This is a genomic window from Herbaspirillum sp. C9C3, assembly GCF_013359625.1.
GTDB lineage: Bacteria > Pseudomonadota > Gammaproteobacteria > Burkholderiales > Burkholderiaceae_D > Herbaspirillum.
In genome coordinates this window covers 13,143-39,645 of record NZ_JABFMQ010000025.1, presented here as the reverse complement: position 1 = coordinate 39,645, position 26,503 = coordinate 13,143, and the positions used below count along the sequence as shown (strand labels likewise).

Genomic DNA, 26,503 nt, shown 5'->3' with positions numbered 1-26,503 from the left:
TTCGGTCCGAATGCAAACCGCGAATGCTTCTATTTTATAATGCCGGGATTCAGTAAACTCATTGGACTGCCGTGAAATTCATCATCGACAATATTTTCCTGATCGCCCTGGCCTTGGTCTCCGGCGGTGCGCTGCTGGTTCCCTACCTGCAGCAGCGCGGCAACAAGCTGAGCCTGCTGCAGGCCACGCAGATGCTCAACCAGGGCAAGGTACTGGTGCTGGACGTGCGTGAGGCCGAGCAATTCGCCGCCGGCCACCTGCGCGACGCCCGCAACATCCCCCTGAAAGAGTTGCCGCAGCGCATCGGCGAGCTCGACAAGCTCAAGGCCCGCCCGGTCATCGTGGTCTGCCAGACCGGCACCCAGGCCAACCGCGCCGAGGCTTCGCTGAAGAAGGCCGGCTTCACCGAGGTCTACGGCCTGAACGGCGGCATCGCCGCCTGGCAGGGCCAGGGCCTGCCGCTGACCACCAAGGAGGCCAAATGAGCGCTTCCGTAACCATGTACTGCACCGCCGTGTGCCCGTACTGCATGATGGCCGAGCGTCTGCTGGCCAGCAAGGGAATCACGCAGATCGAGAAGATCCGCGTGGATCTCGACCCTCAGCAGCGTGAGCTGATGATGCAAAAGACCGGCCGCCGCACCGTGCCCCAGATCTATGTCGGCGACACCCATGTCGGCGGCTTCGATGATCTGAGCGCGCTGGACCGCGCCGGCAAGCTGGACCCGCTGCTGCAGGCTTGATGCCAGGGCAGCAAACTCCCCCTATCGATTCACCGAACCTGAAAGAGATCCATGTCGGAACAGAACCAAGAAGCCCAACAGCAACCCGTTTTCCAGATCCAGCGCGTGTACCTGAAGGATCTGTCGCTGGAACAGCCGAATTCCCCGGCCATCTTCCTGGAACAGGAAGCGCCTTCGATCGAAGTGTCGGTGGACGTCGGTGCCGAAGCGCTGGCTGAAGGCGTGTTCGAATCGACCGTGACCATCACCGTCACCGCCAAGGTCAAGGACAAGGTGGCCTTCCTGGTCGAGGGCAAGCAGGCCGGCATCTTCGAGATCCGCAACGTGCCCGCTGAACAGCTGGACCCGCTGCTTGGCATCGGCTGCCCCAACATCATCTATCCGTACCTGCGTGCCAACATCGCCGACGCCATTACCCGCGCCGGCTTCCCGCCGGTGCACCTGGCCGAGATCAACTTCGAGGTGTTCTACCAGCAACGCCTGCAGGCCTTGGCCGAGCAGCAAGGCGCCACCCTGGTCAACAACGGCTCCAACGCCGTCAACTGATCGGACTTCACCCGCTGTCCGCCTGCCGGGCGCCCCGCATCCCCGGCGGCAGCCCGGTACGACAACAAGCCGCCGCAGCCTGTGCTGCGGCGCTTTCCCTTCTGCGGAGACCTTCACGATGAAACGCCTTCCCCTGATTCTTTGCGCTACCCTGCTCGGTGGCTTCATGGCCAAGGACGCCCTGGCCCTGGACTTCAAGTCGGTCGGCGCCTCGCCTGCCATCATGTACGACGCGCCCTCCGAAAAGGGTCGCCGCGTCTACGTGGCGCCGCGCGGCATGCCGGTCGAGGTGGTGCTGACCTACGGTGAATGGAGCAAGGTACGGGATGCCGCCGGTACGCTGTCCTGGATCTCCTCCAAGGCGCTCACGCCCAAGCGCATGCTGGTGGTCTCGGTGGCCAATGCGCGCATCTTCGGCGCCGCCGATGAGAGCAGCCCGGTGGTCTTCACCGCCGACAAGTCGGTCCTGCTGGAGATGCTGGAAAGTCCCAACAATGGCTGGGTCAAGGTGCGCCACCGCGATGGCCAGAGCGGCTTCGTGAAGGCCGGCGAGGTCTGGGGCGATTGAGCGAAGAAGCAGCGACAATGAAGATCTCCATTCTGGGCGCTGGCGCGTGGGGTACTGCGCTGGCCATTCCCCTGGCCCGCAAGCACCAGGTCGTGCTGTGGGGACGCAATGCCCAGGCCATGCAGCACGCCAGCCTGCAGCGCGAGAACAGTCTGTACCTGCCGGGATTTGCGCTGCCGCCTGAACTGACGGTGAGTTCGGATTTCGATGCCGCCGTGCGGCACGTCTGCGACGAGCCTGAAGATTCGCTGCTTATTGCGGCCTCGTCGGTGTCGGGCCTGCGTGAGCTGGCCGGACAATTGCGCGCCTATCCCATCCCCAACCTGGTCTGGCTGTGCAAGGGACTGGAAGAAGGTACGCGCCTGCTGCCGCATCAGGTGGTGCAGGAAGTACTGGGTTCGACGCTGGCCGCCGGCGTACTCTCCGGGCCCTCCTTTGCCCAGGAAGTGGCGCGCGGCCTGCCCTGCGCACTGACCATCGCCGGTGCCGACGCGGCCCTGTGCGAACGCGCGGTCGCAGCCGTGCACGGCAACAACATCCGCATCTATTCCAGCGATGACCTGGTGGGCGTGGAGATCGGTGGCGCGGTCAAGAACATCCTGGCCATCGCCACCGGCGTGGCCGACGGCCTGCAACTGGGCTTGAACGCCCGCGCCGCCTTGATCACCCGCGGCCTGGCCGAAATCACCCGACTCGGCGTAGCGCTGGGTGGGCGTGCAGAAACCTTCATGGGACTATCGGGCGTGGGCGACCTGATCCTCACCTGCACCGGCGACCTCTCGCGCAACCGGCGCGTGGGACTCGGGTTGGCACAGAACAAGAAGCTGGAAGATATCGTCGCCGAACTCGGTCACGTGGCCGAGGGAGTGCGCTGCGCACAGGCCGTGCGCGCCCTGGCGCACGAAAAAGGGATCGAGATGCCGATCACCGATGCGGTGGCGGCGGCCTTGTTCGACGGGGTATCGGTGCAGGACATGGTGGCCCGGCTGCTGGCGCGGGACCCGCGCGAGGAAAGCCTGTAGACATGCCTTTCCCGCGCCTCCATCCGGGCGGGAGATTCACCAATCCTCACTGCGCAAGTAAAGCCAAGAAAATGACAGCCGGAGCAGACATGCCTCCGGCTGTTTTTTTTATCACGCGGGGATTCACCGGGATCCAGGCTGCAAACCGCCTGAATCCGACCTGCCTCAACGCGCGATGATGTCGCTTTCCATCTTGGGGCGCTTGAAGCGCTGCGGCGAACCGCCTTCGAGCGCGTCATCCATCTGCTTGGAGATCTTGTCGTAACGCGCACTGCAGTCATCGTCCTGACGGGCGGCTTCGGCGCCCTTGAGGCGCTTGGCCAGACGGGAACTGCGCGCGTCCCCGCCCATGACGTATTGCTGGGCGGCGCGGCCGGCGTGGTTATTGTTCGTGGTCTTGTTGCGTTGTATGGCTTGCATCGTATTTCCTCTTACGTCGCTGACGCTCAACGTTCTTCCATCCTGAGTTGTTGTTCGGAAGAACACGCAGCGCCCCGGAAGATGTTGCCTGCCAACTTGATTCCGGGAGACTGCTCCAGATACACAAGCGCTACGTTTCTTGACAGCGCTTTAGGTATGTAACGCCCGAACCGCATTTTGGAATACGCGAAAAGTCAGTATTTTGTCAGCCAAATTGAAATTACTTGCGTGAAACAATCCTTTGCGGCTGTGCACAAACGGCGCAAACCCGCATCCATCAACGCTGACGGCGCTGTCAGATTGCTCCGCGCCGTGCGCTTTTACTCAACAAAAATAGAGAAAAAAAGTGTTGCGAAACGTATCTTCCTTCAGTTTTCGCGACAAAAAAGCGACGAAGAATGACTCAACTGCTGGAGGGTCTGGCGCCGTGACGGTTCATGGATGCACAGGAACGAGCAGCCCCAGGTCGGCCGGCACCAGTGAAAAAATCTTCGCATCGCGTGGTTCGCCATGAAAGACCAGGCGATTGCGGGCCAGGCATTCCAGCGTGGCTCCAGCCTTCTCGGCCACCCGCTGGCTGCGCAGGTTACCGGCCTGGGCCACGATTTCCAGCCGGGTCAGGCCGGCCCGGGAAAAGGCGAAGGCCGCCGCCGCCCGCGCGGCCAGGGCGGCGATGCCACGCCCGGTATAACCCTCGCGCACCCAGTAGCCCAAGTTGGCCATCTGGTTCAGCTGGCTGACCTGGTTGATGGCCACCGAGCCGATCACCAGGCCGTTGCTGCGATCGATGATGTTGAAGTCGTAGGCCGCGTGAACATGCCATTGCTCGATGGAACGTTGCAGGAACAGCTTGGCATCCAGCAGGCCGTATTCGGGCGTGCACCAGGCTTCCCACCGGCTGATGGCGGCGCGCGACTGGTGTACTGCGTCATACAGCGCCGGGGCCTCGCGCAGGCCCAGCGGACGCACTTCAATGGCGCGGTCGCAATGGATGATTTGCCGTTCGCGGTCTAGGGAGCGGAGCATGGGAACCGTTGGGTGAAGTTTCTTGCTGATCTTACCGAAATCGGGCGCAGCGGGAACTGTCCCTGCGGTCAGCCCAGTTGCGCACGCAACTGCGCCAGATGGGTGATGACCGCCACCTCCTCCGGCATCTCCGGATGCACGCCATGCTCCTGCAGGGCGATCACCTGCATGCCCGCTGCCAGTCCGGCCTGCACGCCCGGCAGGCTGTCTTCCACCACCGCGCAGCGCTGCGGGGCCACCCCCAGGCGTTCGGCGGCGAACAGGAACAGGGCAGGATCGGGTTTCCAGCGCTGCACGTCGTAGGCACTGAAGATACGGCCGGCGAAATGCGGCAGCAGGCCGGTGACCCGCAGGCACAGCTCGATCTTGTGATGCGGGGCATTGGAGGCCAGGGCGAAGGGTAGATGCAGCTGCTCCACCATCTCCAGGGCACCGCTGATGGGTTGCAGGTGCCGCTCCAGCATGACGCCCATGCGCGCGCGCAACTCCTGCTCGAAATGCCCCGGCAGTGCCTGGCCGCTCAATTGCTCGATATGCGAGATGCACCACTTCATGCTCACCCCGCGAAAGCGCGCCAGCGCTTCCTCGGGACTGAGTACGACGCCATACCCGGCGACATATTCGGACCAGGCACGCGCGGCCACCACTTCGCTGTCGACCAGGGTGCCGTCGCAGTCGAAGATGACCAGTTCCGGCGCGGCAGAGGGGTGCTTCATCGTTGCTCCTTGTGATTCAGAAGGCGGGGGCCGCCCTCTTCAAGGAGCCGCCGACGCCATCAAAGTTCGCCGTAGGAATGCAGGCCCGAGAGGAACATGTTCACGCCCAGGAAGGCGAAGGTCGTCACCAGCAAGCCTACCAGCGCCCACCAGGCTGCGGTCCGCCCACGCAGGCCCTTCATGAGGCGCATATGCAGCCAGGCCGCATAGTTGAGCCAGACGATCAGGGCCCAGGTTTCCTTCGGATCCCAGGACCAGTATCCCCCCCAGGCCTCGGCCGCCCACAGTGCACCGAGGATGGTGGCGATGGTGAAGAAGGCAAAGCCGACTGCAATGGCCTTGTACATCACGTCATCGAGCACCTCCAGCGTGGGCAGGCGGTCGGCCAGGATACCTCGCTCGCGCAGCAGATAGGCCACCGCCACCATGGCAGCCAAGGCAAAGGTGCCGTAGCCGATGAAGTTGGCCGGCACGTGGATCTTCATCCACCAGCTCTGCAGGGCCGGCACCAGCGGCTGAATCTCGGCCGCATCCCGGGACACGGTATACCACATCAGGAAACCCACCGCCGCCGTGATGACCGTCAGCACGAAGGCGCCGAGCTGGCGCGTTGCGTAACGTTCTTCGTAGTACAGGTAGAAAAGCGCCGTGATCAGGCAGAACAGGACGAAAACTTCATATAAATTGGAAATCGGGATGTGGCCCACATCCGCACCGATCAGGTAGGACTCATACCAGCGCACCATCATGCCGGTGAAGCCCAGCACCACGGCGGACCAGCACAGGCGTGAGCCGATCGCGCTGCCGGTGCCGGCGGTGGTGGCCAGGCCGCCCCAGTAGAACAGGGTGGACAGGCAGAACAGCGCGCTCATCCAGAGGATGGCGGACTGGCTGGAGAGCAGGTATTTCAGCAAGAATTTCTTGTCGGCCATTTCCAGCGCGCCACCATACATGGCAATGGCACCCAGCGAGAGCACCGCGATCACCAGCATCAGCAGGCGTACCGGCTTCCAGTGCCAGCCCAGCCCGGCGAAGGTGGGAGCGGCCAGCAGCAGCACGGCCTTCTCGTAATAGTCCATGTAGCCGCCGAAGCGTCCCAAGGCATACAGCGATGCTGCCACCAGCGCGGCAGCATAGATCCAGTCGACGATGCCGAGGCGCCGGAAATAGCCTTGCTCTTGCTCGTAGGCCTGGTTTGCTTGAGTCAATTCCATTGCGTTCTCCAATACTGCTGTCCCGGACCATGCTGCGCGCGCCGGGGGTTCCCGCCGGAGCCCGGCGGCATGAGGGATCTAGGCCGAGGGACCTGGGGCGGATGGTCCCGCACCGGTCAGACGACCCTTCATCTGTTCGAATTCCTTGTCGAAGTCCAGCGTGCGGCGCTGCGTGCTCATGGCCAGCAGCGCCTGGCTGCCCTGCCCCTCGGGGCCGGGCTTGATCCAGATCCACAGGCGTCGTTCACGAATGTACAGCATCGAGAACACGCCCAGCACCAGGAACAGGCAACCGAGGTAGACCACCTTCTTGCCGGGCGAGCGCGTCACCTGCAGCACCGAGGCCTTGATCTCCTGGAAGCTGGTCAGTTGCAGGAACACCGGCGCCGGGTAGAAGGCCGCATCGGCCAGGGCATTGATGGCCAGTTGCAGATAGCGGCCATGTTTCTCGTCGCTGCTCACCGGGCCCAGACCATCCTGGGCGCGCGCGGCTTGCCACAACTCCCACATGCTGCCGTTGAGGATCTTCATGAAGATGTCGGCGGCCTTTTCCTGTTCGGCGGCTGGCAGTTGCTCCAGGAAGCGCGTCACGGCGATGTAGCCGGAGACCTTGCCGTCACCGGCAAAGATGCTCAGGCCGCGCAGGGCCGACTGCTCCAGTTGCTCGCGCAGCACGGGTGAAGCGTCGCGTCCGTTGCTGATGGCCTGGCGGGCGTAGCGGCGCGCCGCTTCCTCGCGCAGGGAGGGATTGGCCAGGGCGGCGCGCAGGCGCATCCATTCGGCCACGCTGTCGTTGTCATCGGCGGGAATGCGCAGGTAGCGGAACGGCTGGTCGGGCTGCTCGCGCATGCCGGCCAGGAAGACGTCGGCGCCATCAATGGGCAGCGACTGCATGTAGTTGAAATATTCGCGCGCCTGCCCGGTCTTGTCGCGCAGCTTGTATTGCACGCTCGGACCGACATTCTTGAAGTCCTTGCTGTTGGCGTTCTTGGCACCGGAGCCGAGATGCTTGTCGAGATCGGCGATGAAGCCGCCATTGACGCTCTTGCCGACATTGACCGCACGGGCATCGCCCGCAGTCGGGCCCGACGTCTGGCCGGAAGCGGCCGCCTGCATGTTCTCCACGTTGAACGGACGGAAACCGCTCCATTCGATGGTGTAATCGCCCATGCCCGCCGGCAGCGGCGTGCTGCCGTTGACTTCGCCGGACAGGTCGAAGTGGCTGTTGCTACCGCCGCGCATCGGATAGGCAACCAGCTTGAGCTTGCTGCCGCCGTCCTCGAAGCTGGACTGGTAGATCGCCACACCGTGATAGATCAGCGGTTCGTTGACCTTGATGGTGGCGGCGGTCTCCTTGCCGGTTTCGTGGTCGCGCACCACCACTTCGCTGGCGAAGAGCTTGGGCATGCCGGTCGAGTAAAAGTCGATGATGAAGCGCTTCAACTGGATGGTAAAGGGCAGGTCCTGGATCATCACGCCATCCTTCTGCGGGATGATGGCGGTGCTGCTGCTGGAACCTTCCGGAATCAAGGTGTTGCCACGGAAAGTCGGATTGTTCAGGCCCAGGCGATAGCGTTCGGGAATCTCGGAAATGATGCCATTGCCGGCAAAGGCCGATTTGCCGTAGAACCATTGCTGGAAGCGGATCGGCAAGTCCGAATCGAGCAGGCCGCCCAGGCAGATGATGACGATGGCGGCGTGGGCGAAGATGTAGCCCCACTTGTTGGCCGCCCCCTGCTTGGCCGCCAGCAGCATGCCGCCTTCCTTGTCGGCCAGCCTGGTCTTGTAGCCGCGCGCGCCCACCTGGCGCCGTAGCCGGGCAGCGGCGTCGGCCGGCGCTTCGGCCGTGGTCCACTCATGCTTGTGATGGAAATTGCGCAGTGACTGCTCGCGTACGTTGTCGCGCCAGCTCTTGATGTCGCGCAGCATCTTGGGGCCGTTGCGGGCGATGCACAGCGAGGTCGACAGCACCAGGAAACCCATGATCAACAGGAACCACCAGGCCGAATACACCGCATACAAACCCAGCTTGCCGAAGATCTCGAACCAGAACGGGCCGAACTGGTTCACGTAGTTGGGCATGGGTTCGTTCTGCTTCATCACGGTGCCGATCACCGAGGCGATGGCAATGAGCGTGAGCAGGCTGATCGCAAAGCGCATCGATGAGATCAGTTCCACGGCCTCGCCCAGCCAGCGCTGGCGGGTCCTGATCTGGATTCCTTGGGTACTGCTGCCCGTCGTCATATTCCTGCCTTACCGGACCGGGCCTGCCGGTTCCGCTTACCTTGGGGGGATCTCCTTGCCAGCAGGCAAAGCGATGCGAACCCGGAATTCTACCGCTCCGGGAGAAAGTCCGTGATACGCGCCTGCGTAACCCGGGTATGTCGGGACGCTTATCTGGTCCGGCCAAAGGCCATCATGCCGTGCAACGGCGCCCCGGCACTACGATGTACGTCAATCCACATGAAAAAAGGCGGCACGTCGGCCGCCCCTTTCCTGACCCGCACCGTCTGGCGGCGGTGCCTGATTACTTCAGGCCGGCGATGTAGTCGGCCACGGCCTTGATTTCCTTGTCCGACAGGCGATCGGCGATGGCGTTCATCTGGACGCTGTTGGACCGGGCACCGCCCCGGAAGTTGGTCAGCTGGGCCACCGTGTAGTCCTGGTGCTGGCCAGCCAGGCGCGGATACTGGGCCGGGATGCCGGCGCCGTTGGGGCTGTGGCAGCCGGCACAGGCCGGCACGTTCTTGGCGGCGATGCCGGCGCGCCAGATGTGCTTGCCCAGGTCGATGGTGTCCTTGTTCTTGGCCGCGCCCGGCTTGGGTGCCTGGGCCGCCAGGTAGGCGGCGATGTTGTGGATGTCTTCATCCGAGAGCGCCTTGGCCATCGGTGACATCACGGGATTGTTGCGCTCGGGCGTGCGGAAGTTCAGCAGCTGCTTGGCGATGTAGGCCTCGTGCTGGCCCGCCAGCTTGGGATTCTGGGTGATGGTCGAATTGCCGGCCGCGCCGTGGCAGGACACGCAGGCCACGATGTTGCGGGCATTGTCGCCATTGGTGTAGAGGGCTTCCCCCTTGGCCGGGTCGGCCTTGATCGGGGCTTTCTTGTCATCGGCCGCATGGGCCGCCGAGGACACTGCCAGCACGGCAGCAAGAACGGTATACAACAGTGGGGAAAAGGCACGGTTCATTCGTCACCCTAATACTTATTGTGGAATTGAGAGATTTTGCCCGTTCGGCGGCTGGCTGCCCCCTGCCCAAATGCCTGTTGTTTGACCTGTCTCCAACGGCCGCCATATTTTTTGCTTGCCTGGCGTCAACGAGGCGTTGGGTTTCGGGCCATTGTACAATAGCTTCTCCGCGTTTTTCCCTCCTCTTTCGGATTTCCCCCCACCATGTCGCAACTTTGGCAAGCCCGTTTCTTCACCACCGTCAATCACCTGCGGGACCTGCCCAAGACCAGTGTGCCGGAAATCGCCTTCGCCGGCCGTTCCAACGCCGGCAAGTCCAGCGCCATCAACGTGCTGTGCAACCAGAAGCGCCTGGCCTTTGCCTCCAAGACGCCGGGACGTACCCAGCACATCAACTATTTCTCGCTGGGCGGCGCCCATGTGGGCCAGCACCGCAATGACGAGGCGCGCCCCGACGAGATCCGCGCCATGCTGGTGGACTTGCCCGGTTACGGCTATGCAGAAGTGTCCGGCTCGGCCAAGCATCACTGGCAAGCCTTGTTGGGTGACTACGTGCGCCAGCGCGAACAGCTGGCGGCACTGGTGATGATCGTCGATTCGCGGCGCCCCTTCACCGATCTGGATATCCAGATGATCGAGTGGTTCGCCCCCACCGGCAAACCCATCCATTGCATCCTGAGCAAGGCCGACAAGCTCAACCGCAACGAATCCACCAATGCCCTGCGCCAGGCCCAGACCTACCTGAGCAGCTATGTGGATGAGCATGGCCAGCCCTTCCCCTTCACGGCCCAGTTGTTCTCGGCCTTGAAGCGCATCGGTCTCGAAGAAGCCAACGACAAGATCCTTGAACTGGCCGGTCTCAACGACGCCGCCACACCGGTGGACCAGGCCCAAGGTGAAGGAAAAGGCGGGACCCAGCCCGAAACCCCGCAAGCCTGATCGCCGACAAGGCAGAATCCCTGCAAACGGAGTACAACGCATGAATAAAAAAACCCCGGAGAACAGGGAAATTCTCCGGGGAAGAACGCTTTTCGCTTGCGCGATCAGCCCCGCTCAGGGAGGGAAGGGGAAGCGGGAGGTGAAAAAATCACCTGCAGCCAAGATAATGTAAGTCGCGGAAATTTGGGCGGATTTGCAATCAAAGGAATCAAATCTCCGAAGATAGCGATATTTGTCTCGAAATAATTCCAAGATCGCCTCAAATAACATCTAATTTTTGAAAGCTGACCTATGTCCTTGACCGATTTCAGTTCCAACGCCGGCTACCCTGCCCTGCGCATGCGTCGCATGCGCCGCGACGCCTTCTCGCGCGCCCTGATGGCCGAAAACGTCATCACCAGCGCCGACCTGATCTATCCGGTCTTTGTGCAGGAAGGCCAGAACCTGCGCACGCCCGTGGCCTCGCTGCCGGGCGTGGAGCGCCTGTCGCTGGATGCGCTGCTGCCGGTGGCCGAGGAATGCGTCAAGCTGGGCGTGCCGGTGCTGGCCTTGTTCCCGGTGATCGATCCGGCCCTGAAGACGCCTGACGGCATCGAAGCCACCAACCCCGACGGCCTGGTGCCGCGCGTGGTGCGCGCGCTCAAGGAGCGCTTCCCCGAACTGGGCGTGCTGTGCGACGTAGCGCTGGACCCCTACACCAGCCACGGCCAGGACGGTGTGCTCGACGAGACCGGCTACATCCTCAACGATGAAACCATCGCGCTGCTGGTCAAGCAGGCGCAAACCCAGGCCGATGCCGGCGTGGACGTGGTGGCCCCCTCGGACATGATGGACGGCCGCATCGCCGCCATCCGCGCCATGCTGGAAGCCCAAGGCCACATCTACACCCGCATCATGGCCTACTCGGCCAAGTACGCCTCGGCCTTCTACGGCCCCTTCCGCGACGCCGTCGGCTCGGCCGCCAACCTGGGCAAGGGCAGCAAATCCACCTACCAGATGGATCCGGCCAACAGCGACGAAGCCCTGCGCGAAGTGGCGCTGGACCTGCAGGAAGGCGCCGACATGGTCATGGTCAAGCCCGGCATGCCCTACCTGGACATCGTGCGCCGCGTGAAGGATGAATTCCGCGTGCCCACCTTCGCCTACCAGGTCAGCGGCGAATACGCCATGATCAAGGCCGCCGCCCAGAATGGCTGGCTGGACCACGACAAGACCATGATGGAAGCCATGATGGCCTTCAAGCGTGCCGGCGCCGATGGCGTGCTGACCTACTTCGCGCTGGACATCGCGCGCAAGCTCAAGCAGGGCTGATCCCTCTGCCACCCCAGGCCCGGCCGATGACCGACGATCCCGTACTCGCCCTGTTCACACAGCTGCGGCCACGCCTGTTCGGCGTGGCCTACCGCATGCTGGCCTCGCGCAGCGAGGCCGACGACGTCCTGCAGGACGCCTGGCTGCGCTGGCACGCCCAGGACAAGTCGGTGCTCGACTCGGCCGAAGCCTGGCTGGTCACGGTGGTCACGCGCCTGTGCATCGACCGCCTGCGCCAGCTGCAGCAGGAGCGCCAGCACTACGTCGGCCACTGGCTGCCGGAGCCGCTGGTGGGCCTGGCCGACCCGACGCCGGAGATCGACCTGTTCGGCGCGGCCCGCCTGGCCCCCTCGCCGGAAGCCCTGCTGGAACAGCAAAGTGACGTTTCCTTCGCCTACCTGCTGCTGCTGGAGCGCCTCAAGCCCGAGGAACGCGCGGCTTTCCTGCTACGTGAAGTATTTGACAACGACTACCCCGACATCGCCGCCATCCTCCAGAAGTCCGAAGCCAATTGCCGCCAGCTGGTGCATCGCGCCCGCGAGCGGCTGGCGCGACAGGAGGCCGATGGCATCACCCGCACCTCAGTACGCGCCGCTTCCAGCCCCGTCACGCGCGAAACCCACGCCCTGCTGCTGGAGAAATTCATGCAGGCCGTGCAAAGCGGCCAGCGCGAGGCCATGCTGGGCCTGCTGGCCGAGGATGCGCGCCTGATCGGCGACGGTGGCGACAAGGTGGCCTCGTTCCCGCACCCGCTGGCCGGTGGCGAGCGCATCTCCTGGCTCTACTACGCCAACGTGCGGCGCTTCGCCCAGCGCATCGTCTATCGCGCGGCCTGGATCAACGGTAGCCCGGGCTTGCTGCGCTACGTCGATGGCGCGCTGGAATCGGCCCAGGTGCTGGAATCGGATGGCCTGCGCATCCACGCCATCTATGTGGTGCGCAACCCCGACAAGCTGGCCGCCATCGTCCAGCAGAACACGCCGCCCTGAGATTTTTCAGATTTCTTCATTTATTTTTGATCGAATCTGTCACAAGGGGCGAGCCCACTCCGTCTAGAAGGGGAACAGCGGCGATTGGCGTCGTTGTCACCTTTTCCCCGATGGAGAATCCTCATGTCCGACTTCAAGCAACGTCTGCCCCATGCCAAGCTCGCCGCACCCGCCTTCAATGGCCTGCTCAAGGCCAGCGAGGTGGTCCACCAGAGCGGTGTCGATCCCAAGCTGCTGGAACTGATATTCCTGCGCGTATCGCAACTGAACGGCTGCGCCTTCTGCGTGGACATGCACTCCCATGACCTGCTGCAGAAAGGCGAAGACCAGCAGCGCCTCAACACCCTGGCGGCCTGGCGCGAAATCCCCTTCTTCACCGACGCCGAGCGCGCCGCGCTGAACTGGGCCGAGCGCTTCACCCACCTGCACCAGCAGGACGCCGACAAGGAAGATGCCGCCTTCGCCCAACTGCAAGAGCATTTCAGCGATACCGAGATCGCCAACCTGACCTTCGCGGTCGCCATCATCAACGCCTGGAATCGCCTGGGTGTGGCCATGCGCCCGCAAGTGGCGCGTCGCACCTGAGCCATCGGCGCCCAGGCGAAAAAAAACGCACCCCGGTCACCCGGGATGCGTTGAACATGGTCCGATCCACATCAGACTTCTTGCTCAAAAACTGGCGGGCGGCGGCATCACGCGCGCCACCCGGCTTGATTTGATTACGTCGGTGCGCTCACTTCCACAGTGCACATTTGGATTCGGCCTTGGTCATGTAGGCTTGCTCGCCGGGGATGGTCTGCACCAGCTTGTAGTAATCCCAGGGACGCTTGGATTCGGAAGGTTTCTTCACTTCCATCAGGTACATGTCGTGCACCATGCGGCCGTCCGGACGCACCACGCCATTGCTGGTGAAGAAATCATCGATACGATGCTTGCGCAGGTAATCCATGACCTGATCGGCATCGGTACTGCCCACGGCCTTGACCGCCTTCAGGTACTGGCCCACGGCCGAAGCGTCGCCGGCCTGGAACATGGAGGGCATCTTCTTCATCTTCAGGAAATAACGATTGGCCCAGGCGCGGCTCCGGTCGTTCAGGTCCCAGTACCAGCCATCGGTCAGGTACATCCCTTGGGTCAGTTGCAGGCCCAGCGAATGGGTATCGTTGATGAAGATCAGCAGCCCGGCCAGCTTCATGGTCTTGTTCACGCCGAATTCATTGGCGGCCTTGATGGCATTGATGACGTCACCACCGGCCACGGCCAGGCCCAGGATCTGGGCCTTGGACGACTGCGCCTGCAACAGGAAGGACGAGAAATCCGAGGTCGCCAGCGGCACCCGCGTCGCGCCCACGACGTTACCGCCATTGCTCTTGACGACGTCGCTGGTGTCCTTTTCCAGCGAGGTGCCAAAGGCATAGTCCGCCGTCAGGAAATACCAGGACTTGCCGCCCTGGCGCGTGATGGCCGCGCCCGTGCCTCGCGCCAGAGCCGTGGTGTCGTAAGCGTACTGGATGGTGTAGGCATTGCATTCCTCGTTGGTCTGGCGCGTGGTGCCGGCTCCGACGGAGAGGAAGATCTTCTTCTTTTCGGCCGCCACCTTGCCCATGGCCAGGCTGGCCGCCGAATTCACCCCGCCCACCAGCATGTCCACGCCGTCGCGGTCAAACCATTCGCGGGCCTTGTTGGCGGCGATGTCGGCCTTGTTCTGGTGGTCGGCAAAGACCAGTTCCACTTTCTTGCCGTTGATGGTGCCGCCGGCATCGGCAATGGCCATGCGGATGGCTTCGACACCGCCCTGGCCGTCGAAGTCAGCATAGGTGCCAGACATGTCGGTGATGAAGCCGATCTTGATGGTGTCGCCCGCCGCGTGAGCGGATGGCAGGGTGGCTGCGCCCAGCAGGGCACAGGCGGCCGACAGCGCGGCGCGCCGGATGAATGCGGTCATGGGGGTCTCCTCCTCTAGGGGTCTTGGAATGTCGTTCTTGTTGCGACCCCGCAATCGAGTGCGGGGAAGGTCTTGCGGGACCGGCAGTCCCTTGCCGGTCCGGTCTTGCGTACGGACAATCAGCCGACGGTAGCGCGCGTCTGTTCGCCATCGACCAGGCGCATCAGGCCCAGCGGGTTGGCGTTTTGCAGTGCGGCCGGCAGCATCGCGTCCGGGTAGTTCTGGTAGCACACCGGGCGCAGGAAGCGCTCGATGGCCAGCGTGCCCACCGAAGTGCCACGGGCGTCGGATGTGGCCGGATACGGGCCGCCGTGCACCATCGCATCGCACACCTCGACACCGGTCGGGAAGCCGTTCAAGAGCAGGCGGCCTGCCTTCTGTTCGAGGATGGCAATGAGGTCCTGGTTGCCTTGCAGGTCGCCGATTTCGGCTTGCAGGGTGGCGGTCAGCTGGCCGTTCATCTTGGCGGCGAAGTCCAGCAGTTGCTCACGGCTTTCCAGCTCGACGATCACGGTGGAGGGGCCGAAGACTTCTTCTTCCAGCGGCGCTTCCTTGGAGAACAGCAGCGCGGCATCGGCCTTGAACAGGTGTGGCACGGCCTGGGTGTAGCTGGTGCCGCCGGTGGCGATGACCTTCACGCCCGGCAGCTGGGTCAGGCGAGCAACGCCGCCGTTGTAGTGGGTCAGGCCGCCGCTGTTGAGCATGGTGGCCGGATTGCTGCCGCCGAAGGCTGCCGACAGCTTCTCGATGAAGGCAGTCAGTTCCGGCGACCGCACACCCAGGAGCAGGCCCGGGCTGGTGCACAGCTGGCCCACGCCGACCGTGACGGAGCCGGCCAGGTCCTTGGCGATGGCGTCACCGCGCACCTTCAGGGCTTCGGACATCAGGATGATGGGGTTGATGCTGGACATCTCGGCAAACACCGGGATCGGCTGCGGACGCGCTGCGGCCATGTCGCACAGGGCGCGGCCACCGCGCAGCGAGCCGGTAAAGCCCACGGCCTGGATGCCGGCGCTCTTGACCAGCTGGGCACCGACGCGATCACCGTAGATCATGTTGAAGGTGCCGGCCGGCATGCCGGTCTTCTTGACGGCGCGCTCGATGGCATTGGCCACCAGTTCGGAGGTGACCAGGTGGCCGCTGTGGGCCTTGAACACCACCGGGCAGCCGGCCGCCAGGGCGGCAGCGGTATCACCACCGGCCACCGAGAAGGCCAGCGGGAAGTTGCTGGCACCGAACACGGCCACCGGGCCCACGCCGATCTTGTACTGGCGGATGTCCGGACGCGGCAGCGGCTGGCGTTGCGGCAGGGCGGTATCGATGCGGGCACCGTAGAAGTCGCCGCGGCGCAGGACCTTGGCGAACAGGCGCATCTGGCCGCTGGTACGGGCGCGCTCGCCGGCCAGGCGCGGGGTGGCCGGCAGGGCGGTTTCACGGGCCACGGCCGCCAGGAAGTCGTCGCCCAGGGCATCGATCTCGTCGGCGATGGCTTCCAGGAACAGCGCGCGCTGTTCGGCGGCAACGGCGCGGTACAGCGGATAGGCCTTCTCGGCCGCATCCACGGCGGCGGCGACTTCCTGCTCGGTGGCGGTCAGGAAGGGCGTCTCGAAGAGCGCGCCGGTGGTCGCGTCCACGCTGTGCAGGGCGACGTCGCCCTGGCCGCTGCGCTGGCCGCCGATGTAGTTGTGTCCTAGGATCTTGTCACTCACGTTGTGCTCCTGCTGGTGTCGTTGATGCCGCCCGGGGTCGGGTCAGGCAAGAAAGCTGCGCCCGCGCGAGGCGGGAGCAGCTGAGGGGAAGGTGCGAGGCAGGCCGCTCATGGCCTGCCCGCGCTGTCGATTGTCGGCCATCACATGGATTGCTGCAGCATGTTCAGGTAATCCTGTTCCGAGGCCTCACGCGGATTGGTCTTGTGGCTATGGTCGGCCAGCGCGCCCTGGATGATCTGCGGGAACTGCGATTGGCTCACGCCCAGCTCGCCCAGGCCAGCCGGCAAACCCAGGCGACGGCTCATGTCGCGGATCGCCGGACCGATCTCGGCACCGCTGGCCAGGCCCATGGCGTGGGCCATGCGGGCCATCTTGTTGTCCTTGACCATGCTGGGCGCGCTTTCATTGAAGGCAATGATGGCCGGCAGGAAGATCGCGTTCAGGGTGCCGTGGTGCAGCTTGGGATTGATGCCGCCCAGCGAGTGCGACAGGCTGTGTACGCAACCCAATCCCTTCTGGAAGGCCATGGCGCCCTGCATGGAGGCGCTCATCATGTTCAGCCGCGCTTGGCGGTCACCCGGTTCACGGGTAGCGCGCTCGATGTGCGCCCAGGCGCGCCACAGGCCGTCCAGGGCGATGCCGTCGGCAGGCGGGTTGAAGGCCGGGGCCATGAAGGTCTCCAGGCAGTGCGCGATGGCATCCATGCCGGTGGCGGCCGTCATCAGCGGCGGCAGGCCCAGGGTCAGTTCGGGGTCGCAGATGGCCAGCTTGGGGACCAGGTGCGGTGAGATGATGCCGACCTTGCGGCCATCGTCGAGGATCAGGATGGCGCCCCGGCCGACTTCGCTGCCGGTGCCGGCGGTGGTCGGAATGGCGATCACCGGTGCGGTCTTGGCCGTAATGTTGGCCAGGCCGCCTTCGATGAGGGCAAAGGATTTCAGCGGGCCTTCGTGGGTGCCGCACACGGCTACGCCCTTGGCCAGGTCGATGGAGGAACCGCCGCCGACGGCCACGATGCCGTCACAACCCTGTTGGCGGAACAGCATCACCGCCGCGCGCACTGCGCCTTCGTTGGGGTTGGGCGGTGTCTGGTCATAGACCACTGCGCTGGCACCTTCCTTGAGCTGGCCCAGGACCTTGTCCAGCAGGCCGGCGTTGCGGATGCCCATGTCGGTCACCACCAGCGGCTTCTTGATACCCAGGCGGTCGCATTCCTGCTGCAGCAGCGCCAGCGCGCCATAGTCGAACTGCACCTGGGTAATGTAGTTGATGAGTGCCATTACATAGCCTTGATTTATAGATGTCTCCACCGGGTCCGCCATCGGCGGGCTTGCTCAGAAACCCTGCAGGAGCCAGCGTTTCCCAATAGGGGACCCGCTTTGGAAAGTCAGACTCTAAGCCATCAGGGGCTGCTTGGCTAATGAGAGCTGTTGATATGGGTATAACCAACGCTCATACTAGAACCCATGTTCTAGTGGCTTCTTTGAGGATGATTTCCATGCACACCACCTTGCCCTCGCTGGCCTCCATCACCTCGCGCCTGCACCTGCGCCAGTTGCGGCTGCTCATCGCGCTGTCCGACCATGGTTCCCTGCTCAAGGCGGCCGAGCAGGTGGCGCTGACCCAGCCGGGCGCCAGCAAGGCCTTGCAGGAAATCGAGAGCACGCTCGGTGCGCAATTGTTCACCCGCACCAATCGCGGACTGGAGGCCACCGAGCTGGGCCATTGCGTGATCCGCTATGCGCGGCTGATCCAGACCGACCTGACTCACCTGCGTGAAGAAATGTTATCCATCATGCAAGGCCACGGTGGACGGCTGGCCGTGGGCACCATCATGGGCGCGGTGCCGCTCTTGACGGATGCGCTCACGCAATTGCTGGAGGCGCATCCGACGCTGTCGGTGGAAATTGTCGAAGACACCAGTGCGCGGCTGCTGCGCCTGCTGGACCAGGGGCGGCTGGACCTGGCGATCTGCCGCACCAGCATCAGCCAGCGCCCGGACCTGTATGACGCCTTCAACATCCATGACGAAGAGCTGGCTGTGGTAGCCAGCGTGCAACATCCGCTGGCCGGGGCACAGAGCCTGCAACTGGCCGACCTGGCCGATTCGCGCTGGGTGGTCTATTCGGCCAACATGCCCATGCGCCTGACGCTGGAGCGCGAATTCCATGATGCCGACCTGCGCTTCCCGCTGCACCTGATGGAAACCACCTCGGCCTTCACCACCTTGTCGCTGCTGCAGAAGAATCCGCACTTCGTGGCGCTGCTGTCGGTGGATGTGGCGCAGTTCTGCACGCGCTTCGGCATGACGCGCATCCTGCCGCTGAAGCTGCATACGCGCAGCGAGCCCTATCAGCTGGTGACGCGGCGCGGGACGCTCCTGTCGCCGGTGGCGCGGTTGTTCGTGGATGGATTTGCGCGCGGGGTGGCGGCGTCGGGCTGACTCGGCCGAGTCAATCGAAGCGCCGAATCCATGCGAGGGTTTCTTCATTGTCGTCCAGACCCTGCGGGACGCGGAACAGACCTTCGCGGTACGCTTCGAACCGGATCGCTTTGGTATAGCGGGCCACCAACCTGTAGGCTTCCGGAACCTCATCACGCCAGGTGTCGCCGATCTGCGGAAAGGCTCCGGCCTGGATCACCACTCCGCCGGGGTAGTCGTGCACCTCGCACACCGGCTCCAGCGCCGCTCGCATCTTGTCGCGTCCTCCCAATTCTTCAACCAGCGCATCACATAGCACGGTCAGCCAGTTCACACATTTGATGCGGTAATGAACGTCTTGGGCCTCCAAGGCGAACCACCCTCCATCCTGGAAATCGAACCCCGGAAAGCGTTTGAACAGTTGTTGGGTGTACTCACTCTTTTGGTCGTTCTCGAATACGAAGGCACACCCTGCACTACCATGTACCGGCTGGCAAATAGCGCACCAGCGCAGGGTGGCAGCGAGCAGCACGTCGAAGTTTGTCTTGCCCTGGCCGTTACAGATTTGAAAATGAGCAGTTACACAGGAAAGCTCGCGTTGTTCTGCGCGGCGGACAAGTACATCGGCTCGGTACGGATTAACATTGTCAATCTTCACGCCAATGTCCACCATGCCCATGAGCGCCGCGCCGTAACCATTTAGCGGCGGAAGGTCAATATCGGCTTGAATACGGCCGCGAGGGTCGCCAGAGAACTTGACTGCCCGTCTCGTGTCTCGGGCCAAAAAGCGGTTTACCTTGTCCGGAAAAGTCTTCCAATAATCCACCAAGAATTCCAGAGCACGCTGGCGTAGCACGGGCTGATCCGTCGGCACCATATAAAGCTCGGCCCCCAGACCGAATTTGCAGGCGACGGCATCGGTGTTGTAGGGCAGAGGGAATGCAATCTTGTCAAAAATGCAGATACCGCCTTCGCGCTTTACAAGTTCAGCGACGGCTTGGTTGATGTCCATAGGAAGTTATTCTCCTGGTTGATAGTGCGGAATGCGGTCAAGGGATGGGGATGGCATTGCGAGGCGGGAAGATCTGCGTAGCTTCGGAATGATCAGCGCGAGCACCAATAGCCCTCCTGTCAACTGCACACCGGTGCTCGAGTGGATCGCGTCGCCGAAATGGTCGATGAGGCTCTTCTTGGGCTCAGCCGCCGTGACCGGTGCCGGATGTTGCGAGGGAGGCTCGTCGTCGCAGTTACAGCGTTTACTGACTTCGAACTTCTCGAAATTCTTTTTGCTACCCGTGTGTCTTTCGGCAATCTTGCGGTAGTCCCTGGCCGCATCGTCTGTGAGCGGATCCTTCCCAAACTTCACATCGAAGATTTTGATCACCTTGCCATCCGGTCCGATACGGGCGACGTCCAGACGGCGTGAATCGGCCCAAGGGTATTGCGAGCTGGGCAGGCCCGGGTTGGACTTGCTGCCGATCATCTCCCAGTTGTTGCCTCGGTCGAAGGACACTTCACGCCACATGCGGGCATCGGGATTGGGATAACGACCGTTGCGGGCGTTGGCCGGCCCGCCGTAGTACTTGTCATCGATTTTCTTGCGCATCCATTCCTGGAACGTATGCCCCTTTGGCAGCGGCTGCGGCCCGTCTTTTTTGTGGGTATTCCAGCATTCGCAGGCCAGCTCGCAAATCTCGTCGAAAAAGTCCTGATCCGGCTTGGGCAGATCACGCTGCTTCAGCCCGGCCATGTTCACGGTGTTGCGGTAATTCATGAACAGCTTGTCGGTGAGCCGGCAGGCGGGCCTGCCCTCGAAGAATACGTCGAAGGAGTGGCTGATCCAGTCGGTCTCGGCCGAATGGGTGCCGGAGACCACGCCCCCCATCGACCCGGCTTCGTCGAACACACTCCTGGCGAATTGGCTACCATCCTTGGCAATGCTGTTGCCGCCGTCGGCGAACACGCTGACGGTCCCCTTGATGAGGTCGCGCGAGTAGGCCTCGTTCTGGTAGGGCAGCGGGATGCCCTTGTCGGGCGTCTTGCACACATTGGGCAGCGTGTTGTGGCTGACCCCGCCACTGCCGTGATGGCACAGGCTCAGACCGTTGACGTTGATGGTGATCGCCATGCGCGAATCTCCGGAAGGTTCTCCGCAGACAAGCCAGTACCCGTTCCTCCAGGTCGGGCCATTGGCGGTTGTGCAGACCAACCAGTTTGAGTTGCTGCGCCATGGACAGGCAGTCGATGGCCGATGTCAGCAGCGCAGAGTCCGGTGCCCACTGCAACGCAGCCACCCTCGCGGGCATCAAGTCAGGGATCGCAGTGCTCAGTGCGCTGACAGCGTCGAAGAGCTCCGCATCCAGCGTGGCCAGTGCATAGCAAGTCACCGCGAACAGCTCGGCGCTGCGCACCGGTTCGCCAAAGAGCTTGCGCAGGTGTTGCCGTGCGGGCTCTCCCAGGTGAACCAGCGCGGTCAATGACGCCTGCATGCGGTCGTCGTAAGCAACAAGATCGGCGAAGTCCAACGCCGGGTTGGCCAGGCGATCAGGCCGACGACGCCATCCGAAGGCCAACTGATCCGTATGGCGGTCAGTCAGTTTCTCAGCGGTCGTCGCCACCAAATCAGGGAGGGCTGCAGCTTGCCTGACGCTCAGCATTGGCTGCGAGCGCCATCGTTTTTGCCAGCGCCGACTCCCGCGTCAGCGTTTGCAGTCGTGTCGACTGCACAGCAAATGGACCTGCTTCCCATACCGTCTCCAAATTGGCGAAACGGAATACGTTATCAAGATCGTTTGCGCTCGATAAGGCTCAGGACAGCAGGCGGAGCCGAAGCGGTGAAAAGGTCCACGGCTCTCGAAAAACCTCCTAGAAATCGTTCTATCAAGTCTTCGCCAGAACGCTTGGCTATTGCACCTTCGGCCAGCTACGTACGATTCCTCTGCGCATAAAAAACCCCGTGTTCGCAAACACGGGGTTGTCATGCCTCATCGTAAAGCGCTCCCTCAGAAGCGCTTTCGGGCCGTACAGCGGAACAGGCTTACTTGTTCGGCTGCGGCGTAATGCGCAGGTACGGACGCGGCGACTTGTAGCCCTTGGGATACTTCTGCTTGATGACTTCCTCATCCTTGATCGACAACGGGATGATGACGTCGTCGCCATCCTTCCAGTTGCCCGGGGTGGCCACGGTATAACCGTCGGTCAGTTGCAGGGCATCGATGACGCGCAGCACTTCGTCGAAGTTGCGACCGGTGCTCATCGGGTAGGTGATGATGAGGCGCACCTTCTTCTTCGGGTCGATGATGAAGAGCGACCGCACGGTCGCAGTTTCGGACTGGTTGGGGTGGATCATGTCGTACAGACCCGCCACCTTCTTGTCCACGTCGGCCACGATGGGGAAGCCGACCACGGTCTGCTGGGTTTCCTCGATGTCCTTGATCCACTGGTTGTGGGCCTCGGCACCATCCACCGACAGGGCGATGGCCTTGACGTTGCGCTTGTCGAATTCGGGCTTGAGCTTGGCTGTCAGCCCCAGCTCGGTGGTGCAGACCGGCGTGAAGTCGGCCGGGTGCGAAAACAGCACGACCCAGGAGTCTCCCGCCCAGTCGTGGAATTTGATCTTGCCGATCGAGGATTCTTGCTCGAAATCCGGTGCGGTATCGCCCAGGCGCAGCGTCATGATGGTCTCCTTGGTTGAACGAGTGAAAACGGGAAGGTTGACTATAACGCGAGGCCAGCCCGCGGCCAACGACTATAAAGTGGTTTTCAAATAACGTGATGCAATGAGCAATTACAGGTTCTGCAGGGTCGAAATGAACTTGTCTGCATCCTGATAACCGATCACACGACGCTGCGCCAGTTCCCGGCCATCGGCATCGAAGAACATGATGCCAGGCGGGCCGAACAGATCGAAACGTTTCAACATGGCGCGGTCATCGACATTGTTGGCGGTCACGTCGATCTGCAGCAGCAGCATCTGGCCAAAACGTTCCTTCACGCGGGCATCGCTGAAGGTGAAGCGTTCCATTTCCTTGCAGGACACGCACCAATCGGCATAGAAATCCAGCATGACGGGACGACGCTCACCGGCAGCATTTTGCTGTAGCGCGGCATCGAGCTCGGCACCGGAACGGATGCGCACGAAGTCGGTAGCCCCTGCGGCGACCAACTGTCCACGCAGATGCGACAGCGGTGTCAGTGGATCGCGCCCACCCGTGGCGACACTGACCAGCTGCAACAAGCCCAGGGTGACCACCGCCAGCCCGAGCGCACGGGACATCCATCCGGCCGGACGCGTCCACAGCAGGAAGGCGCCATAGCCGATGCCCAGCGCGGCCCAGCCTGCCACCTGCAGCCAGGCCGGGATGACCGGCGACACCATCCACAGCGCCGTGCCCAGCATCAACACGCCAAAGAAGCGCTTGACCGCATCCATCCAGGCCCCGGCACGCGGCAGCAGTGTGCCGGCCGAGGCGCCGATCAGCAGCAGCGGCACGCTCATGCCCGCCGCCATCGCAAACAGGGCGCTACCACCCAGCACGACATTGCCGGTCTGGCTGATATAGAGCAGCGCACCGGCCAGCGGGGCAGCTACGCACGGGCCGACGATCAATGCCGAGATCGCGCCCATCAGGAATACGCCCAGCCATTTGCCACTGCCACCGCCAGAGGCTGTGGATAATCTGGATTGCAGCGAAGCGGGTACCTGCAGCGTGTAGAGATCGAACATTGACAAGGCCAGTCCGGCCATCAGGAGTGCGAAGGCACCCAGTACCCAGGGATTCTGCAGGTAGGCGGACAGGCCTTCTCCCAGCATCCCGGCCGCTACGCCCAAGGCGGTATAGACCAGCGCCATGCCGAGCGAGTAATCCACCGAAAGCAGGAAGCTGCGGCCCCGGCTGCCCCCCGTCGTCGACTGCTGCCCAACGATGATGGACGACAGGATCGGCAGCATCGGCAACACGCAGGGCGTAAAGGACAAGCCGATGCCCAACAAGAAGAATAGCGTGAGGACAGGCCACAGCTTGCCTGCCCTGAGCACGGCGGTGATGCGGTCAACATCACTGCCACCGGAGCCGGCCGCTTCAGCGCCCGTACCGACCGGACTCACGCTCTGGCCGATGGCCTGAGGCGACAGGGACAGCTTCAAGGTCATCGGTGGATAACACAAGCCCTTGTCGGCACAACCTTGCGACACGGCCGAAATGACAAAATCCTTCACTGCACCGCTGACCGGAATACGTACGGTCACCGCCTGGTGGTAGGTTTCGACCTCCTTCTGGAAGTTTTCGTCATACTTGCGTTTACCCTCCGGAAACCGGGGTTCCCCCAGCGTGGCGCCGTCGGCGCTGAAGTGAAAGCGATCCCGGTACATGTAGTAGCCATCGGCGATGCGATAACTCAGCTCCAGGGTCTGGGCATCGATCATGCGGCCGCTGAGCTGGAAGGCTTGTTCGGGCGGCAGGTAATCATCCGCCGCCCTGGCGGCCTTGGCCACCAGCAGGCCGAGCAGCGCCACGAGCGCCAGCACGACCAGCAGGGGAAATCTTGTCAGGCGCTCGCGCCGGTTGATGCGATTCAACGGTAGTCCTCGTTCGAAAGGGGGTGGTCTGTGCTTACACGCGCAGGGGCCGTGCGGTCTCATCCTGCATCCACGCCAGGTAGGCCGGCAGGCCCGCGGCGATAGGCAAGGCAATGATCTCCGGCACGTCGTAGGGGTGGGCCCGGACGATAGCCTGCTCCAGCTCTTGATAGCGCGCCTGGGTCGTCTTGATCAGCAAGGGGATCTCGGTATCGCGCTCAACCTTGCCCTGCCAGCGATAGACCGACCGTACCGGCGCCAGCACATTGACGCAAGCGGCCAGGCCCTGTTCTACCAGCGCATCGGCAATGCGTTCGGCCAGGGCCTGGTCGGGCACATTGGCCAGTACCAGCAGTGGTTGATTCAACAGGGATGCGGACATGGAAAGCTCTCCTTGCAGAGACCGTATTCAACCACATCCAGAGCCCGGGCGTGACGGCGCTCAGCAAGCGGATGAAAGAAAATGCAGGCGCGCAAAACAAAAAAGCCAGGCAGAGCCTGGCTTTTTCCTGGTGATGCAACGTCCGGTGAATTATTCAGCGGTCGGCGCGTCAGCAGCGTCGGTGACTTCCGGACGATCGACCAGCTCAACGAAGGCCATCGGTGCGTTGTCGCCTTGGCGGAAGCCCATCTTCAGGATGCGCAGGTAGCCGCCGTTACGGGCAGCGTAGCGCGGGCCCAGTTCGGAGAACAGCTTGCCGACGATTTCGCGGTCGCGCAGGCGGTTGAAGGCCAGGCGCTTGTTGGCCAGGGTGTCGGTCTTGCCCAGGGTCAGGATCGGCTCGACGACGCGGCGCAGTTCCTTGGCCTTCGGCAGGGTGGTCTTGATGGCTTCATGACGCAGCAGAGAAACAGTCATGTTGCGCAGCATGGCCAGACGGTGGGACGAAGTACGATTCAGTTTGCGGAGACCGTGACGGTGACGCATGGTAATTTCCTTTCAGGTTACAGTTTTGATCCAGTTCTTCTATCGGCAGGCCAGCTGGGCTGTCCGGACCGCGGACCGGTAAATATCGGATAAAAGTTCTTTGCTACGGATGTGACGACTACTTCAGGTACAGCCTCAAGCCAGCCTGGCGGTGCGGCTTGCACCGCAGCCCGCCAGGTGACATGAATTACTTTTCCAGACCAGCCGGCGGCCAGTTTTCCAGCTTCATGCCCAGGGTCAGGCCACGCGAAGCCAGGACTTCCTTGATTTCGTTCAACGACTTGCGACCCAGGTTCGGGGTCTTCAGCAGTTCGTTCTCGCTGCGCTGGATCAGGTCGCCGATGTAGTAGATGTTCTCGGCCTTCAGGCAGTTTGCCGAACGGACGGTCAGTTCCAGGTCGTCGACCGGACGCAGCAGGATAGGATCGACCTGCGGTGCGCGCGACGGTGCTTCGGCAGTCGCTTCGGTGCCTTCCAAGGCAGCGAACACGTTGAGTTGATCAACCAGCACGCGCGCCGACTGGCGGATCGCTTCTTCCGGGGTGATGACGCCGTTGGTCTCGATGTTCATGACCAGCTTGTCCAGGTCGGTACGCTGTTCCACACGCGCGGATTCGACCGCGTAGGACACGCGACGCACGGGCGAAAACGACGCATCCAGAATGATGCGGCCGATGGTCTTGTTGGTGTCTTCGGACAGGCGACGCACGTTGCCCGGCACGTAGCCACGGCCCTTTTCGACCTTGATCTGCATGTCCAGCTTGCCGCCACCGGTCAGGTTGGCGATGATGTGATCCGGGTTGATCAGTTCGACGTCGTGCGGCAGATCGATATCGGAAGCCAGGACGGCGCCTTCGCCTTCCTTCTTCAGGGTCAGGGTGACTTCGTCACGGTTGTGCAGCTTGAAGACCACGCCCTTCAGGTTCAGCAGAATGTCGACCACGTCTTCCTGCACACCGTCCAGCGAGGAGTACTCGTGCACGACGCCAGCGATGGTGACTTCGGTGGGAGCGTAACCGCTCATGGTCGACAGCAGGACGCGACGCAGCGCGTTGCCCAGGGTGTGACCGTAACCACGCTCGAACGGCTCCATCACGACCTTTGCGTGACCGGGGGCCAGGGTTTCCACTTCGATGATGCGGGGCTTCAACAAACTGTTTTGCATGAATTGTCCTTTTCAATACCCTCGGCTCGTTACACCGATAAGGCTGATGGCAGTTCGGAAAAATGCCCACCAT

At 62.7% G+C, this 26,503-nt stretch carries 27 protein-coding genes; 11 read left to right on the top strand and 16 right to left on the bottom strand.

Annotated features, from left to right (window positions below; all coding sequences use genetic code 11):
• Positions 1-71 precede the first annotated feature (71 nt).
• The 5 genes from HNO82_RS18780 to HNO82_RS18760 all read left to right on the top strand — a co-directional run bounded on the left by HNO82_RS18780 (position 72) and on the right by HNO82_RS18760 (position 2,878).
• Positions 72-485, top strand: a complete 414-nt coding sequence (locus HNO82_RS18780; protein ID WP_008334209.1) for a rhodanese-like domain-containing protein — start codon at positions 72-74, stop codon at positions 483-485.
• Positions 482-742, top strand: a complete 261-nt coding sequence (grxC, locus tag HNO82_RS18775) for a glutaredoxin 3 (protein ID WP_008334207.1) — start codon at positions 482-484, stop codon at positions 740-742. The genes HNO82_RS18780 and grxC overlap by 4 nt, the downstream gene beginning before the upstream one ends.
• A gap of 51 nt (positions 743-793) precedes the next feature.
• On the top strand, positions 794-1,288 hold the full coding sequence (gene secB, locus HNO82_RS18770; RefSeq protein WP_008334205.1) for a protein-export chaperone SecB: 495 nt from the start codon (positions 794-796) through the stop codon (positions 1,286-1,288).
• Positions 1,289-1,406: 118 nt separating this feature from the next.
• Positions 1,407-1,856, top strand: a complete 450-nt coding sequence (locus HNO82_RS18765; RefSeq protein WP_008334203.1) for an SH3 domain-containing protein — start codon at positions 1,407-1,409, stop codon at positions 1,854-1,856.
• Between the two features lie 17 nt (positions 1,857-1,873).
• The gene (locus HNO82_RS18760) at positions 1,874-2,878 is read left to right on the top strand and encodes an NAD(P)H-dependent glycerol-3-phosphate dehydrogenase (RefSeq protein WP_008334202.1); all 1,005 of its coding nucleotides are present in this window, start codon (positions 1,874-1,876) and stop codon (positions 2,876-2,878) included.
• Positions 2,879-3,043: 165 nt separating this feature from the next.
• On the opposite strand, the gene HNO82_RS18755 is transcribed toward HNO82_RS18760, so the two are convergent.
• Entirely contained in the window at positions 3,044-3,298 is a 255-nt protein-coding gene (locus tag HNO82_RS18755) for a hypothetical protein (protein ID WP_008334201.1), read from the bottom strand.
• Between the two features lie 228 nt (positions 3,299-3,526).
• Between HNO82_RS18755 and HNO82_RS18750 the strand changes: the two genes are divergently transcribed.
• Positions 3,527-3,700, top strand: a complete 174-nt coding sequence (locus tag HNO82_RS18750; RefSeq protein ID WP_175344723.1) for a hypothetical protein — start codon at positions 3,527-3,529, stop codon at positions 3,698-3,700.
• A 33-nt stretch (positions 3,701-3,733) separates the two neighbouring features.
• Here HNO82_RS18750 and HNO82_RS18745 read toward each other — a convergent pair whose 3' ends face one another.
• The 5 genes from HNO82_RS18745 to HNO82_RS18725 form a co-directional block, all read right to left on the bottom strand.
• A complete protein-coding gene (locus tag HNO82_RS18745) occupies positions 3,734-4,324 on the bottom strand; it encodes a GNAT family N-acetyltransferase (RefSeq protein WP_175344722.1) in 591 nt (196 codons plus the stop codon).
• 68 nt (positions 4,325-4,392) lie between these two features.
• Positions 4,393-5,040, bottom strand: coding sequence for an HAD family hydrolase (locus HNO82_RS18740; protein WP_008334199.1), 648 nt, complete (start codon positions 5,038-5,040; stop codon positions 4,393-4,395).
• A gap of 59 nt (positions 5,041-5,099) precedes the next feature.
• A complete protein-coding gene (gene ccsB, locus HNO82_RS18735) occupies positions 5,100-6,254 on the bottom strand; it encodes a c-type cytochrome biogenesis protein CcsB (RefSeq protein WP_008334198.1) in 1,155 nt (384 codons plus the stop codon).
• 78 nt (positions 6,255-6,332) lie between these two features.
• Positions 6,333-8,498, bottom strand: a complete 2,166-nt coding sequence (locus tag HNO82_RS18730) for a cytochrome c biogenesis protein ResB (protein ID WP_008334191.1) — start codon at positions 8,496-8,498, stop codon at positions 6,333-6,335.
• Positions 8,499-8,781: 283 nt separating this feature from the next.
• Positions 8,782-9,444, bottom strand: coding sequence for a c-type cytochrome (locus tag HNO82_RS18725; protein ID WP_008334189.1), 663 nt, complete (start codon positions 9,442-9,444; stop codon positions 8,782-8,784).
• A 204-nt stretch (positions 9,445-9,648) separates the two neighbouring features.
• Here HNO82_RS18725 and yihA point away from each other — a divergent pair, with 204 nt between their 5' ends.
• From yihA to HNO82_RS18705, 4 genes are all read left to right on the top strand, one after another.
• Complete coding sequence (yihA, locus tag HNO82_RS18720) at positions 9,649-10,383, top strand: ribosome biogenesis GTP-binding protein YihA/YsxC (RefSeq protein ID WP_175344721.1); 735 nt, start codon at positions 9,649-9,651, stop codon at positions 10,381-10,383.
• 291 nt (positions 10,384-10,674) lie between these two features.
• Positions 10,675-11,694, top strand: coding sequence for a porphobilinogen synthase (gene hemB / locus HNO82_RS18715; RefSeq protein ID WP_175344720.1), 1,020 nt, complete (start codon positions 10,675-10,677; stop codon positions 11,692-11,694).
• Positions 11,695-11,720: 26 nt separating this feature from the next.
• On the top strand, positions 11,721-12,683 hold the full coding sequence (sigJ, locus tag HNO82_RS18710) for an RNA polymerase sigma factor SigJ (RefSeq protein ID WP_175344719.1): 963 nt from the start codon (positions 11,721-11,723) through the stop codon (positions 12,681-12,683).
• 123 nt (positions 12,684-12,806) lie between these two features.
• Positions 12,807-13,268 carry a carboxymuconolactone decarboxylase family protein gene (locus tag HNO82_RS18705; protein ID WP_008334185.1) on the top strand — a complete coding sequence of 154 codons (462 nt, stop codon included), beginning with the start codon at positions 12,807-12,809 and terminating at the stop codon, positions 13,266-13,268.
• 148 nt (positions 13,269-13,416) lie between these two features.
• Here the strand turns inward: HNO82_RS18705 and HNO82_RS18700 are convergent, their stop codons facing one another.
• From HNO82_RS18700 to gbd, 3 genes are all read right to left on the bottom strand, one after another.
• On the bottom strand, positions 13,417-14,628 hold the full coding sequence (locus HNO82_RS18700) for an ABC transporter substrate-binding protein (RefSeq protein ID WP_175344718.1): 1,212 nt from the start codon (positions 14,626-14,628) through the stop codon (positions 13,417-13,419).
• 119 nt (positions 14,629-14,747) lie between these two features.
• Complete coding sequence (locus tag HNO82_RS18695) at positions 14,748-16,337, bottom strand: aldehyde dehydrogenase (NADP(+)) (protein ID WP_175344717.1); 1,590 nt, start codon at positions 16,335-16,337, stop codon at positions 14,748-14,750.
• A gap of 140 nt (positions 16,338-16,477) precedes the next feature.
• Complete coding sequence (gbd, locus tag HNO82_RS18690) at positions 16,478-17,617, bottom strand: 4-hydroxybutyrate dehydrogenase (protein WP_175344716.1); 1,140 nt, start codon at positions 17,615-17,617, stop codon at positions 16,478-16,480.
• 218 nt (positions 17,618-17,835) lie between these two features.
• Between gbd and HNO82_RS18685 the strand changes: the two genes are divergently transcribed.
• On the top strand, positions 17,836-18,780 hold the full coding sequence (locus HNO82_RS18685) for a LysR substrate-binding domain-containing protein (RefSeq protein ID WP_175344715.1): 945 nt from the start codon (positions 17,836-17,838) through the stop codon (positions 18,778-18,780).
• Between the two features lie 10 nt (positions 18,781-18,790).
• Here the strand turns inward: HNO82_RS18685 and HNO82_RS18680 are convergent, their stop codons facing one another.
• The 7 genes from HNO82_RS18680 to HNO82_RS18650 form a co-directional block, all read right to left on the bottom strand.
• Positions 18,791-19,771: a type VI immunity family protein gene (locus tag HNO82_RS18680; RefSeq protein ID WP_175344714.1), complete on the bottom strand. Its 981-nt coding sequence runs from the start codon at positions 19,769-19,771 to the stop codon at positions 18,791-18,793.
• A 6-nt stretch (positions 19,772-19,777) separates the two neighbouring features.
• A complete protein-coding gene (locus HNO82_RS18675; protein ID WP_175344713.1) occupies positions 19,778-20,887 on the bottom strand; it encodes a DUF4150 domain-containing protein in 1,110 nt (369 codons plus the stop codon).
• 909 nt (positions 20,888-21,796) lie between these two features.
• Entirely contained in the window at positions 21,797-22,435 is a 639-nt protein-coding gene (locus HNO82_RS18670) for a peroxiredoxin (RefSeq protein WP_008334172.1), read from the bottom strand.
• Positions 22,436-22,546: 111 nt separating this feature from the next.
• On the bottom strand, positions 22,547-24,337 hold the full coding sequence (dsbD, locus tag HNO82_RS18665; protein ID WP_249777045.1) for a protein-disulfide reductase DsbD: 1,791 nt from the start codon (positions 24,335-24,337) through the stop codon (positions 22,547-22,549).
• Between the two features lie 34 nt (positions 24,338-24,371).
• Positions 24,372-24,719, bottom strand: a complete 348-nt coding sequence (gene cutA / locus HNO82_RS18660; RefSeq protein WP_175344711.1) for a divalent-cation tolerance protein CutA — start codon at positions 24,717-24,719, stop codon at positions 24,372-24,374.
• A gap of 150 nt (positions 24,720-24,869) precedes the next feature.
• Complete coding sequence (rplQ, locus tag HNO82_RS18655) at positions 24,870-25,265, bottom strand: 50S ribosomal protein L17 (protein ID WP_008334167.1); 396 nt, start codon at positions 25,263-25,265, stop codon at positions 24,870-24,872.
• Positions 25,266-25,452: 187 nt separating this feature from the next.
• A complete protein-coding gene (locus tag HNO82_RS18650) occupies positions 25,453-26,430 on the bottom strand; it encodes a DNA-directed RNA polymerase subunit alpha (RefSeq protein ID WP_077234959.1) in 978 nt (325 codons plus the stop codon).
• Positions 26,431-26,503 lie beyond the last annotated feature (73 nt).

Excerpts from the sequence above, each read along its gene's own strand:
- HNO82_RS18730 (WP_008334191.1), bottom strand. The coding sequence starts at position 8,498 with ATGACGACGGGCAGCAGTACCCAAGGAATCCAGATCAGGACCCGCCAG.
- grxC (WP_008334207.1), top strand. The coding sequence starts at position 482 with ATGAGCGCTTCCGTAACCATGTACTGCACCGCCGTGTGCCCGTACTGC.
- HNO82_RS18685 (WP_175344715.1), top strand. The coding sequence starts at position 17,836 with ATGCACACCACCTTGCCCTCGCTGGCCTCCATCACCTCGCGCCTGCAC.
- sigJ (WP_175344719.1), top strand. The coding sequence starts at position 11,721 with ATGACCGACGATCCCGTACTCGCCCTGTTCACACAGCTGCGGCCACGC.
- HNO82_RS18760 (WP_008334202.1), top strand. The coding sequence starts at position 1,874 with ATGAAGATCTCCATTCTGGGCGCTGGCGCGTGGGGTACTGCGCTGGCC.
- hemB (WP_175344720.1), top strand. The coding sequence starts at position 10,675 with ATGTCCTTGACCGATTTCAGTTCCAACGCCGGCTACCCTGCCCTGCGC.
- HNO82_RS18700 (WP_175344718.1), bottom strand. The coding sequence starts at position 14,628 with ATGACCGCATTCATCCGGCGCGCCGCGCTGTCGGCCGCCTGTGCCCTG.
- HNO82_RS18755 (WP_008334201.1), bottom strand. The coding sequence starts at position 3,298 with ATGCAAGCCATACAACGCAACAAGACCACGAACAATAACCACGCCGGC.
- HNO82_RS18740 (WP_008334199.1), bottom strand. The coding sequence starts at position 5,040 with ATGAAGCACCCCTCTGCCGCGCCGGAACTGGTCATCTTCGACTGCGAC.
- rplQ (WP_008334167.1), bottom strand. The coding sequence starts at position 25,265 with ATGCGTCACCGTCACGGTCTCCGCAAACTGAATCGTACTTCGTCCCAC.
- HNO82_RS18675 (WP_175344713.1), bottom strand. The coding sequence starts at position 20,887 with ATGGCGATCACCATCAACGTCAACGGTCTGAGCCTGTGCCATCACGGC.
- HNO82_RS18745 (WP_175344722.1), bottom strand. The coding sequence starts at position 4,324 with ATGCTCCGCTCCCTAGACCGCGAACGGCAAATCATCCATTGCGACCGC.
- yihA (WP_175344721.1), top strand. The coding sequence starts at position 9,649 with ATGTCGCAACTTTGGCAAGCCCGTTTCTTCACCACCGTCAATCACCTG.
- cutA (WP_175344711.1), bottom strand. The coding sequence starts at position 24,719 with ATGTCCGCATCCCTGTTGAATCAACCACTGCTGGTACTGGCCAATGTG.
- gbd (WP_175344716.1), bottom strand. The coding sequence starts at position 17,617 with ATGGCACTCATCAACTACATTACCCAGGTGCAGTTCGACTATGGCGCG.
- HNO82_RS18650 (WP_077234959.1), bottom strand. The coding sequence starts at position 26,430 with ATGCAAAACAGTTTGTTGAAGCCCCGCATCATCGAAGTGGAAACCCTG.
- HNO82_RS18765 (WP_008334203.1), top strand. The coding sequence starts at position 1,407 with ATGAAACGCCTTCCCCTGATTCTTTGCGCTACCCTGCTCGGTGGCTTC.
- HNO82_RS18725 (WP_008334189.1), bottom strand. The coding sequence starts at position 9,444 with ATGAACCGTGCCTTTTCCCCACTGTTGTATACCGTTCTTGCTGCCGTG.
- ccsB (WP_008334198.1), bottom strand. The coding sequence starts at position 6,254 with ATGGAATTGACTCAAGCAAACCAGGCCTACGAGCAAGAGCAAGGCTAT.
- secB (WP_008334205.1), top strand. The coding sequence starts at position 794 with ATGTCGGAACAGAACCAAGAAGCCCAACAGCAACCCGTTTTCCAGATC.
- HNO82_RS18705 (WP_008334185.1), top strand. The coding sequence starts at position 12,807 with ATGTCCGACTTCAAGCAACGTCTGCCCCATGCCAAGCTCGCCGCACCC.
- HNO82_RS18680 (WP_175344714.1), bottom strand. The coding sequence starts at position 19,771 with ATGGACATCAACCAAGCCGTCGCTGAACTTGTAAAGCGCGAAGGCGGT.
- HNO82_RS18670 (WP_008334172.1), bottom strand. The coding sequence starts at position 22,435 with ATGACGCTGCGCCTGGGCGATACCGCACCGGATTTCGAGCAAGAATCC.